Origin of the sequence: Cronobacter sp. EKM101R (assembly GCF_963888145.1) — a bacterium.
Lineage (GTDB): Bacteria > Pseudomonadota > Gammaproteobacteria > Enterobacterales > Enterobacteriaceae > Cronobacter > Cronobacter turicensis.
The window spans coordinates 1-10,160 of record NZ_CAWPHW010000016.1 but is presented as its reverse complement, the minus strand read 5'-3'; the positions used below and the strand labels follow the sequence as shown (position 1 = coordinate 10,160).

Sequence of the window (10,160 nt, the reverse complement as noted above, 5' to 3'; positions counted from 1 at the left end):
CCGTGGCCCAGAACCTACGGCCCGCAGACGGCGAAGGTGGTCGGCCCGCAGGGCGAGAGCATCTGGACCGACAAATACGGCCGGGTGAAGGTGAAGTTCCACTGGGACCGTCTGGGCAAGGGCGACGACACCAGTTCAGGCTGGGTGCGTGTGTCGAGCGCCTGGGCGGGCCAGGGCTTCGGCGGGGTGCAGATACCGCGCGTGGGCGACGAAGTGGTGGTGGACTTCATCAACGGCGACCCGGACCGTCCGCTGATTACCGGTCGCGTGTATAACGAGGCCAGCATGCCGCCGTGGGAATTACCCGGTGATGCCACGCGTATGGGCTTTATGACCCGCAGTAAAGACGGGCATCGCGATAACGCCAGCTATCTTTTCTTTGAAGATAAGATGGGCGATGAGTTAATGGATATGCATGCCGAGAAAAATATGAATATCTCGGTAGAAAACGACAAGACAGTCACGATTGACGGCAGTCGCACCACCACTATCGGACGTGAGCAAAAAGACGAAGTGACGGGTGATGCTTCGTTTTACTATAAGCAGAAGCGTACGACGGTAGTCGATAACGTTGAGCTCAAAGATTTTAATAATAGCGAAGTTATTAATATCAAAGAAGGTCGCAAACTTACCATCTCTAGTGGCGGTGAGTTAAATAACATTACCGGGAGCCAGACAACGACCATTGAGAAAGGTGACCAACACACTACGATCAAGGATGGAAAGCAAGAAACCATTATTAGCACTGGCGGGCGTAATACAGAAATTAAAAATGGTGATCGTTTAATAGTCAGTAGTGGTGGTCAACATAATGAAATAAAAGGTGGCGTAAAAACAGTCATTAATGGTGGTTGGACGCAGACTATAAAAACCGGTGAAACTTTGATTACATCGCCTAATAAGATCACTATTAAGAGTGAAACAGAGGTTAATGTAGATACTCCTTGGGCTATTGAGTGGAAAGGTGTCCAGGTTGGATTTACCGCTGCTTCAGTTTCCACTACTGGCACTTCGGTTTCTAATACAGGTGTAAACGTTGGCATAACAGGAACAAAAATTGAGAATAATCCAATAAGTGTGTATTATAATAATGGGTTTAAACTAAGAGTAGGCTCGATTGAGTGTGATAGTCTAACTGCGGCATTAAGAAACGCCCGCCTCCACATGTTTAATTAGGATAATATATGTTTGATTCATCTTCTTTTGCCAAAGGATATGCGATTATAATTCTTTCTATGGTTGCGATAATAATATTAAGTGTTATTGTTAAGGATATAAAAAATAAAAAAGCCAAAGATGATATTCGTCGTAATGGTATTCATGCCTTGGCTGAAATTATTAACGTAGAAAGCTATACTGGAAAAATTTCGCAGTATACAAACATTAAATTATACTATCGATATAAAACAGAACAAGGACGCGATATTTTAAATGATGGTACTGCAGTAATCTTTACTTCTGATTTGAAAAAATATAGCCCCGGCGAGACTTTTCCTATTACATATAGCAAAAATAATCCAGAGTTGGTCATAATTGAAATTGAAAATGCCTCGTTAAAAGATAAGTAATCTTGTTTTTTATAAAAGCGTAAAAGATAGCTATTACATTATTTTTCATTAATGAATAAAAAAATAATTTAAGGTTTGGTTTCTTGTATCATTTTTTTTATTTTTTACCTGAATTACAGAGGGCGATTTTGAAATCATCTTTGTCTATAATATAAAGCAGAGGCTGTATGTTTAACTCGTTTGAAAGCACCATAATCGTTATGGTCGCCATAATGGTTGGTATTTTCTTTTATTGTTATAAGACAAGCCTTTCTTATGAGAAATTTAAAAAAGAAGGTGTTCGCACAGAAGCTAAAGTACTCAGCATGGAGAAAATCGGTGCTAGTGGAACAGGTAATACAAAGATGAAAATGAAGCTTCAGTTTGAATCAGAACAAGGTCCCGTCACGGTGACAGCGAAAGAGTATATATCTCCACAAAACCTTATAAAAGTAATGCGGAATAACACAATACTTATATATTACATGCCAAAAGATCCTAAGCAAGTTTTCTTGGTTCCTTTTGAAATGGAATGATTCTCTACAAATGGAGAAGTTTTGAATGGATGTTACAGAGTATTTGGGGTGGTTAATCGGCGCAGGAATACTATGTTTTATGATATTCCTTGTGGTTAACACAGGGCGAGAGCATGATGATTTTAAAAAGAACGGTATCAGAACGGTGGCAACCGTCACTAAGATAAAGCAAATTGGCTCTTCTGGTGCGGGCTCGCCAAAATGTGTGATCTCTTTAACTTTTCAGAGCCAAGATGGTGAAAAGATCACAACCGAGAAAACAGAGGTTATTAGTGTACTAAATCTTATGCCGATAGAACGAGACCGCGAGGTTGATATTTATTATAAAAAAGAGAAGCCTCAAAAAGTATGGCTTATATTGCAAAGCCAAAAAGATAGAGAAGGTTTGTAATTTTTTATTTATTTGTAGACTGGTTAAATATCAGCGTGATTAGGCCAGATTTTGGAGTTAATATGACAATGGATGTTATTGTCGCACTGTTGATGATTGGGGTTCCGGTTTATATTGTTGGGAAGTCCTTTTATGACAATGCATTGATTGAAAAAAAAGGCACTACTGTTACAGCGATGGTTTTAAAATCGGAGCAGTTAAGCAGTAACGAAACCGGAAGTATAAACGGAGCCTTTATTGTAAAATTTAATGATGCCGAAAAAGGGCCGACGATAGTAGGATTTGAATCGACGATCCCCCAGCTATATGCGCCTCGTGTTCAGCCAGGGTGTGAAATACAAGTGAGGTATCTGGGGGACGGCGACATAGTGAAAGCTTACTTCATTTTTGAATAAGGGACGAAAGTAAAGAATGGACATTAAAGGCAGCGTAGGTAGGCATCTTGGGAGCCTCGATTAATAGTCCGAAGGTTGAGTACAGAACCACCGCAATGAAATGCATAGGTGGTAAATTTGAAGTGCATATGCGAGGTACAGAAAAAAATCCGCACTTGCACACAAGATGTTTCTGCTTTAACCAGTTTTAGTTAATCGAGGGATTATGAATACTTTATCTTATATCATGCCGAAATTAGCGTGGATCATACCTTTGGTAGCAATGTTTTTCGTTGCTTATGTTATATTAAAAAACAAGCAATCTGATAAAATCGATGCATCTATCAAAGAAAATGGCGTTGATGTTGATGCTGTTATGGTGGAGATAATTCCAGATAAATACCAAGGAGTTAATAATAAAATAGTTGCTGTAATTACAGTGCAGTATGAGTTTGAACGGAAAAGCATAACCTCTAAACGTGGCCTTAGTTTTTATATTACGGACAAAGATAACTTTGAAGTTGGCAATAAGATAAAAATAAGGATAAACCCTGACAATCCGACACAATTTTACTACCCTGATTACAGGACTTATTAAATATAACAATAATCACTATTATAAATGCTGGAGTATTTTTTTGTGATTTGGTGGCTTAATGGATCGATAGAAAAAAGGCACTATTTTCACAGCATTAGTTTTAACGTCGGAGCAGTTAAGCAGTAACGAAACCGGAATTATAAACGGAGCCTTTATTGTAAAATTTAATGATGCTGAAAAAGGGCCGACGATAGTAGGATTTGAATCGACGATTCCCCAGCGATACGCACCTCGTGTTCAGCCTGATTGTGAAATACAATTAAGATATCTGGGGGACGGCGACATAGTGAAAGCCAGTTTCATTTTTGAATAAGGGACGAAAGTAAAAAGTGCACTGGATTTTGTATGTTGTTTATAGCATTCCAATTGGGTTGTTTAGTTTGCTGATTGGTTATTTATTGATTCGGGACCGGAAAAATAATCGTATCAAGCAGAACATCCAGCGCAATGGTGTTGATACCACAGCGGTCATCACCAAAGCCTGGAGCCGTTCAGGGGGGGCGGGGTGTCTCAACATTACGCTTGAAATTACTTACCGTACCGAAACAGGAGAAAAGGTTCGTAACCGGGTCGATGCAGTAATTAATGCTATGAATACGGCAAATTACCGGCCAGGAAAGACCGTTGCGTTGCGCTATCTGAAAAGCGATCCGTTAAAGGTAATTTTGGATATCCCTCATCCCTTGCGCCGTTGATTTACCATTGCCGCCAGCGCGTACGGAGGCTGAGAAAGACCTCATCCTCTGGTTAACGCATTCATAAAAATAAGGCGTCAGTCATTTTCCTTCAGGGCCGTTGGGCTCTGTCTCTGCTTTCTTTGTCGTTCATAAAGGACACATGGCATGAAAATCGTTAAGCCCCTGCGCCTGAGCGTACTTAACCGGCCTTTTCGCTGGGAGGGGAAAAACTATCTGGGCGTATCGGTTATTGCGCTCGCGGACATGGGGCCTAGCCCAAAACTGCGGCCAGAGGTTGAGCTCTGGCAGCTGGCGGCGAGCGAGCTGCAAACCAGCGGTGGGGTTATCGACATGGCGATCCCAAAAGTGCGCGCCGAGTTTCTGGCGACCGGCCATGCCTACACCCACCATCAGCAGGAAAAAACCGCCTGCGCGGTGCGTATTGATGTAGAGAACCTCAGTAAATCGCTGGCTGTCTTCGGCGATCGCTACTGGGCTGGCAGCAAGATGACGCTGCCCCGGCCTTTTGATGAGATGCGCCTCGACTGGAGCCGCGCCTACGGCGGCGAAGGTTATGAAGAAAACCCGCACGGTGTGGGGTTTCGGCCAGAAATTCACCAGGGACATGAGTTTCGTCGTCTGCCGAATATCGAGCCTTTCGAAGGGCGCATGATATCGCCGAAACAGAAGCCGGAGCCTGCGAGCTTCGGGCCGCTGGATATTCTCTGGCCGCGCCGGTTCAGCCGCATGGGCAAAAAGTATGACGCCAGTTGGCTACAGAACGATTTCCCCGGCTTTGCGAAAGACATCGACTGGAAAGTATTTAACGCCGCAAGCCCTGATCAGTGGTGGCAGGATCGCGATACGCTGCCGCCGCAGGCGAAATGGCGTATCTGGAATATGCACCCTGAAAAACCGCTCCAGGAGGGTACGCTGCCGCCGTGGCAGGCACGTTGCTTTATCAATCGCCAGCGCGGCGACGACACCCTGTTTGAGGAAGTGGCGCTACGGGCCACCACCGTCTGGTTCTTCCCGCATCTCGAACAGATGATGCTGATCTGGCAGGGCCATATCCGTATTAATGAAGATGATGCGGCTGACGTGCTGCAACTTCTGCCAGCGATGGAAAAAGTGGGCGCGCCTCGTTCGGTGAATCACTACCGCAAGGTGCTGGCGCAGCGCATGGATAAAGAGAAAGGGGCGCTGTTCGCCTTTCGCGAGAAGGATCTGGTGCCAGAGGATGCTATCGGCCCCTGGATCGACAGCGAAGTGGAGGAGTCCGCCAGCCCGATGCGCGACAACATGAATAATCGCGCCAATCAGCTTCGCGAGCAGCACCGCGCCCGGATTGAAGCCAGCGGCGGCGATGTAAACGATCTGCTGGGAGATATTGAAGAGCCGGAAATGCCGAAGCTGGATGAACTCCCCGAGTTTATCGAAAAGATGGAAAAGCAGGCGGCAGAGATGCAGGCGAAAGCTGAGGCGCGTAAGCGTGAAATGGAAGCGCGTTTTCCGCAGGGAAATAACGAAGATAACCAGCCGCGCGGACCGGAAGCGATGCACCGTATGCAGGAAATGCTGTATCGCAACCGCGACAGCCTCGGTGAGAAGAAGCTGGCGCAAAGTCGCGACGCGCTGCATCAGATGTACCTGATGTCCGTTCAGCATCAGCCGCCAGCACGGCGCCTGAAAGGCGATCTGGCGCAGATTATCCGCCAGCGCGCCGAACGCACACTGGCGCAGGGTGGTGATTTTAGCGGTATGGATCTGACGGGCGTTGATTTCTCCGGTATGGATTTGCGCGGCGCGGATTTCAGTAAGGCGCTGCTGGAGTGCGCCGATCTCAGCCATTGCCAGTTGGATGGCGTGAACTTCCGCGGCGCTATGCTGGCGCGCGCTGAGCTGCACCACACGTCGCTTCGCGATTGTAATTTTGAAGGCGCGAGCCTGTCGCTGGCCCAGTGCTGCCACAGCGATTTCAGCGGCGCACGTTTTAAAGACACGCAGTTGCAGGAGACGCTGCTGGATGACTGCACATTCGATGATGCCACGCTGGAAGGGCTTCTGTTCCGGGAAACCTGGTTTACCCATTGCCGCTTCCACCGCGCGACGCTTGATGGCTGCGTCTTCCTTGAGTTGACCCTGCCGGGTCTCGATTTCCGTCATGCGCGGCTGAATAAAACGACATTTGTGAAATCCACATTAGAAGCAGCGGACTTCAGCGATGCGACGCTCGACAGTTGCTCCTTTGTAGAAACGCACGCCGACGAGGCGCGCTTTATCAACGCGACCTGGATAACCTGCGCGGCAGCGTCGGAAAGCACGCTTAACCGGGCTGATTTCACCCATGCGACGCTCCGCCAGAGCAATCTGCGGCAGACGGCGCTGTGTGGCGCGCGTTTTGAACTGGCAAAACTTGAGAATACTGATCTCAGCGAAGCCGACTGCCGTGGCGCCAGCTTTCAGCGCGCCTGCCTGGTGGGCAGCCTGTTTATACGTACGGATTTCCGTGAGGTGAATTTTACCGACGCCAATCTGATGGGGGCGTTGCTGCAAAAAAGTCAGCTGGGCGGTGCGGATTTCAACGGCGCTAATCTGTTCCGCGCGGATCTGTCCCAGTCGTTTACGAATGACGAAACCCGCATGAACGGCGCGTTTACCAAACGCGTAAAAACGCTGCCTAAGCGTGATGGAGAAGTGGTATGACAACGCTCAGCGCAGCAGAGCTACAACAGAAAATCAAAAACGGCGAAGCTATCAGCGAACTCACGTTGGATGGGCTCGATTTACAGGGCTGCGATCTGTCTGGCGGTATTTTTCAGGAAGTATCGCTCACTGGCGCTAACCTTCGCGGTGCAAAGCTGCATGAAACGCTCTTTACTGAATGTGCATTGAGTCAGGCGAATCTCAGCGGGGCGCATCTGGAGCAGACGGTCTTCAACCAGTGCGAGCTTGATAATGTCCACGTGCGAGAGACAACGCTTAAAGAGTGTGTGTTCAACCAGTGCGCGCTCAGCGGCAGCGATTTTTCACACAGCGCGCTGTTAAGCACGCAGTTTATGAACTGTACGCTAAACGACAGTCACTTCACGCAGGTGCAACTCGACCGCAGCGTCTTTTTTGAATCACCACTGGAAAATGCCGTACTTAGCGGCTGCCAGAGCCTGATGGCCACGTTTTATGGCATCGATTTGCGTACCACGTCGCTGGATAACGGCACGTTTGAGCGAACCGTCTTTTTTAACTGCGATCAGCGCGGCAAAAACTATTCTCAACAGCAGTTTGTGGGCTGCCAGTTTACGGATTGTCAGCTGGCAGGCGCGCGATTTGAAGGCGCGCAACTGCCGCAGTGCAATTTTAAAGGCGCAACGCTTAAAGGTGCGCAGCTTCAGCGCGTTAACGCCAGCCAGGCGCTGTTCATGGAGGCGGACCTGAGCGAGGCCCAGTGCCAGAATAGTGTGTTTGATCAGGCGATCTTTGTAGGGGCGACGTTGCAACAGGCAGACTTCAGCCACAGCCGGTTGTTCCAGTGCATTTTCCAGCAGGCGAATGCGACGGGTGCCCGGTTTATCCAGAGTGATCTGACCTACGGCGATTTTTCCGGCGCCGATCTGCGTCTTGCCGATTTACGCGGCGCCACCTTTTCCCGCACTCGTCTGCACCGGGCGCGCCAGGACAATGCCCTTTTTTCTGGTCGGCAGGGCATTCTGGAATATGACGAAGAATTATTGACGGCTGAAGCCTGGAGCGCGCAGCGCCAGAGCCGTATCTAAGGAGAGAACATGAGCAATATTAACCATAAACTGGCCCAGACTATGACTCCGCCGGTTCAGGCGTCGGGCACGGTCACCCATTGTTTCGCTGACGGTAGCCTGATGGTAGAGAGCGAGGGCCGCGGCTGGCACTGCCGCCGCGCGGCCAGCTGCGTTATCGCGCCGCAAACCGGCGACACGGCGCTGATTGCCAGCGTAGATAATCAGCTCTGGCTGCTGGCGGTACTTGAGCGCGCCAATTCCCAAAGCGCGGAACTTAGCGTACCGGGCGATCTGCATATCTGCAGCGCAGGCGAACTTAGCCTGAGCGGCGAGGCGCTGCGCGTCAGCGCGCAGCAGGGCGATTGTCATATCAGCGAAATGAAATACAGCGGCGATAAGCTTTCCGCGTGGGTAAGCCTTTCACGCATCGTCGGCAAGCGCGCGGAATCGGTCTGGCAGACCGTGACCCAGATAAGCCATAACCTGCTGCGCACCACGCGTCAGACTGAACAGGTACGCGCAGGCCAGTTGGATATGAAAGCTGAAGATTACGCACGACTGCACGCGCACAATACGGTGATCACCTCCAAAGCGATCACAAAAGTCGATTCTGAACAGATCCACATGGGGTAACCACTATGTTCGCTAACTGCCAGCTGTTTGGCATGGACCTGGCGTTTCCGGATGTCTGCCTGACGCCGATGCCCGCACCAACGCCGATTCCTTACCCTGATATCGCGCTCGGCCCAACGGCCATTCCGAACGCGCTGAATATTCTGTTTATGGGAATGCCTGCGCATAACATGGCGACGGTCACGCCTCTTACTAATGGCGATAACCCAGGCGTGGCGACGGGTGTCGCCTCGGGTACGGTAATGGGGCCGTCGCGCCACCTGACCGGCGCGTTTACCGTGTTGCTGAAAGGCACGCCCGCGACGCGCCTGACCAGCGTCAGCCTGCAAAACTCAACTAACGCGGTGGGGATGCGTATTGTCCCAAGCCAGTTCAAGGTGTTAATGCTGGCGCCGTGATCGCCACGTTTACAGGCAGACAAAAGTACCCGGAGCCGGGCTTTTGCCACAGGCAAGGGCCCGGTTTTTTACAGTAACCACCGTTAATACGGTGTGTTTTACGGCAACGCAACGGTTGAGCAGGGCCACGCACCCGTAATGTCAGTGCGTGACAGTATAATTTCTTTGAGGCAATGGAATGTTTTTCGTGGGATTTGTTTTTTTCCTGGCGTGCGCGCTGTATATCATCTGGAAAGGTAAAACGTCTTTTACTCGCAGGCAGTGGCTTTTCTTTGGTCTTAAGCTTGTCAGCATTTTTATTATTTTCGAGGTCGTCTCTTTCGTTTTTCTCGCGATGGCGCTCGTCTGGAATATCTTCTCTCCTGCCGCAGCTGAACATTATTCATGCATCCTGCTTCTGTCAGCCATTGTGCTGTGGGGATTGCAGTTTGCTTCTGTGGGCATAAACACGCAGTTTTTTCTTATTATGAAATTCCATGAGAATTTCAATCAGGATAATTATCAGACAGTACAGTCAGCCGTTAAAAATGTCCGCCCGGTAGTGCCATTAGTACTCAGGGCGGCGCTTTCGCTGGGCGCCGCGCTGATTTATTACGGGATATGGCTCGACCCGTTTCATTTGCAATGACAGGAAGTTAAATGGAAATTTCAACACTCATCTTAAAAAGTCTGCACTTTCTCCTGCCAGCAGGATTTGTGGCGATTATTATTCATATTATTATCAAAGATAAAAAGGCAGAGAAAAAGAAGAAAGCTATCCTGAATGACCCTCTGTATATAGATGCTGAACTCCTGAACGTGATACCGGGCACGCCCTCGCAGGATGGTATCGTGAATATTAGATTAAAATATCAGTATCCCCTGCCGAATGGCGAGATGATGGTCCAGGATAATGTGCTGACGGCAATTGAAACCATGGACCTGTTTAAATTTCAGAAGGGTGTCAGCATCCCGATAATCTGTCTTAAATCCGATCCGCGCCAGAATATGTTGAAGATGCGAAATATCCTGGAGGTCAGGCTGGAGAATCACAGGTGGCCGTGGCAAAAGAAAAAGCAATAAAGGCAACCTTAAGAAAATGAATCGATAGGTTATCTTAGACTTTAACTTATCCGCACTGCGTTTATTCGCAAGAAAGATAACCGTTCTGTAATATTCCTCAGCGATATGGACTGAAGTTATGTTTAACCGAATCACCGTTCAGCTCCCGGTCGAGGGGCTGCTTTTCTGGAAACTCTCCGGGCGCGAGGC

Annotated in this window: 13 protein-coding genes; all 13 read left to right on the top strand. The window is 48.7% G+C overall.

Annotated features, from left to right (window positions below):
• On the top strand, nt 1–1,176 hold a 1,176-nt coding region (locus AACV31_RS12225; RefSeq protein ID WP_255492522.1), incomplete at its 5' end, for a type VI secretion system Vgr family protein.
• Nucleotides 1,177–1,184: 8 nt separating this feature from the next.
• Nucleotides 1,185–1,568, top strand: a complete 384-nt coding sequence (locus AACV31_RS12220; protein ID WP_165157091.1) for a nuclease — start codon at nt 1,185–1,187, stop codon at nt 1,566–1,568.
• Between the two features lie 167 nt (nt 1,569–1,735).
• Nucleotides 1,736–2,083, top strand: a complete 348-nt coding sequence (locus AACV31_RS12215; RefSeq protein WP_165157093.1) for a DUF3592 domain-containing protein — start codon at nt 1,736–1,738, stop codon at nt 2,081–2,083.
• Nucleotides 2,084–2,108: 25 nt separating this feature from the next.
• Complete coding sequence (locus AACV31_RS12210) at nt 2,109–2,474, top strand: DUF3592 domain-containing protein (protein WP_032806992.1); 366 nt, start codon at nt 2,109–2,111, stop codon at nt 2,472–2,474.
• Nucleotides 2,475–2,536: 62 nt separating this feature from the next.
• Nucleotides 2,537–2,869, top strand: a complete 333-nt coding sequence (locus tag AACV31_RS12205) for a hypothetical protein (protein ID WP_032806985.1) — start codon at nt 2,537–2,539, stop codon at nt 2,867–2,869.
• A 205-nt stretch (nt 2,870–3,074) separates the two neighbouring features.
• Nucleotides 3,075–3,446: a hypothetical protein gene (locus AACV31_RS12200; protein ID WP_165157095.1), complete on the top strand. Its 372-nt coding sequence runs from the start codon at nt 3,075–3,077 to the stop codon at nt 3,444–3,446.
• 329 nt (nt 3,447–3,775) lie between these two features.
• The gene (locus AACV31_RS12195; RefSeq protein ID WP_165157097.1) at nt 3,776–4,141 is read left to right on the top strand and encodes a DUF3592 domain-containing protein; all 366 of its coding nucleotides are present in this window, start codon (nt 3,776–3,778) and stop codon (nt 4,139–4,141) included.
• Between the two features lie 147 nt (nt 4,142–4,288).
• Nucleotides 4,289–6,829, top strand: a complete 2,541-nt coding sequence (locus AACV31_RS12190; RefSeq protein WP_007765966.1) for a DUF2169 family type VI secretion system accessory protein — start codon at nt 4,289–4,291, stop codon at nt 6,827–6,829.
• A complete protein-coding gene (locus tag AACV31_RS12185) occupies nt 6,826–7,896 on the top strand; it encodes a pentapeptide repeat-containing protein (protein ID WP_165157100.1) in 1,071 nt (356 codons plus the stop codon). The genes AACV31_RS12190 and AACV31_RS12185 overlap by 4 nt, the downstream gene beginning before the upstream one ends.
• Before the next feature lie 9 nt (nt 7,897–7,905).
• Nucleotides 7,906–8,511, top strand: a complete 606-nt coding sequence (locus tag AACV31_RS12180; protein WP_165157102.1) for a DUF3540 domain-containing protein — start codon at nt 7,906–7,908, stop codon at nt 8,509–8,511.
• Between the two features lie 5 nt (nt 8,512–8,516).
• Entirely contained in the window at nt 8,517–8,909 is a 393-nt protein-coding gene (locus AACV31_RS12175; protein ID WP_007679141.1) for a DUF4150 domain-containing protein, read from the top strand.
• Nucleotides 8,910–9,087: 178 nt separating this feature from the next.
• Nucleotides 9,088–9,537, top strand: a complete 450-nt coding sequence (locus tag AACV31_RS12170; protein WP_165157105.1) for a hypothetical protein — start codon at nt 9,088–9,090, stop codon at nt 9,535–9,537.
• 11 nt (nt 9,538–9,548) lie between these two features.
• Nucleotides 9,549–9,971: a hypothetical protein gene (locus AACV31_RS12165; RefSeq protein ID WP_165157107.1), complete on the top strand. Its 423-nt coding sequence runs from the start codon at nt 9,549–9,551 to the stop codon at nt 9,969–9,971.
• The last annotated feature ends 189 nt before the right edge of the window (nt 9,972–10,160 follow it).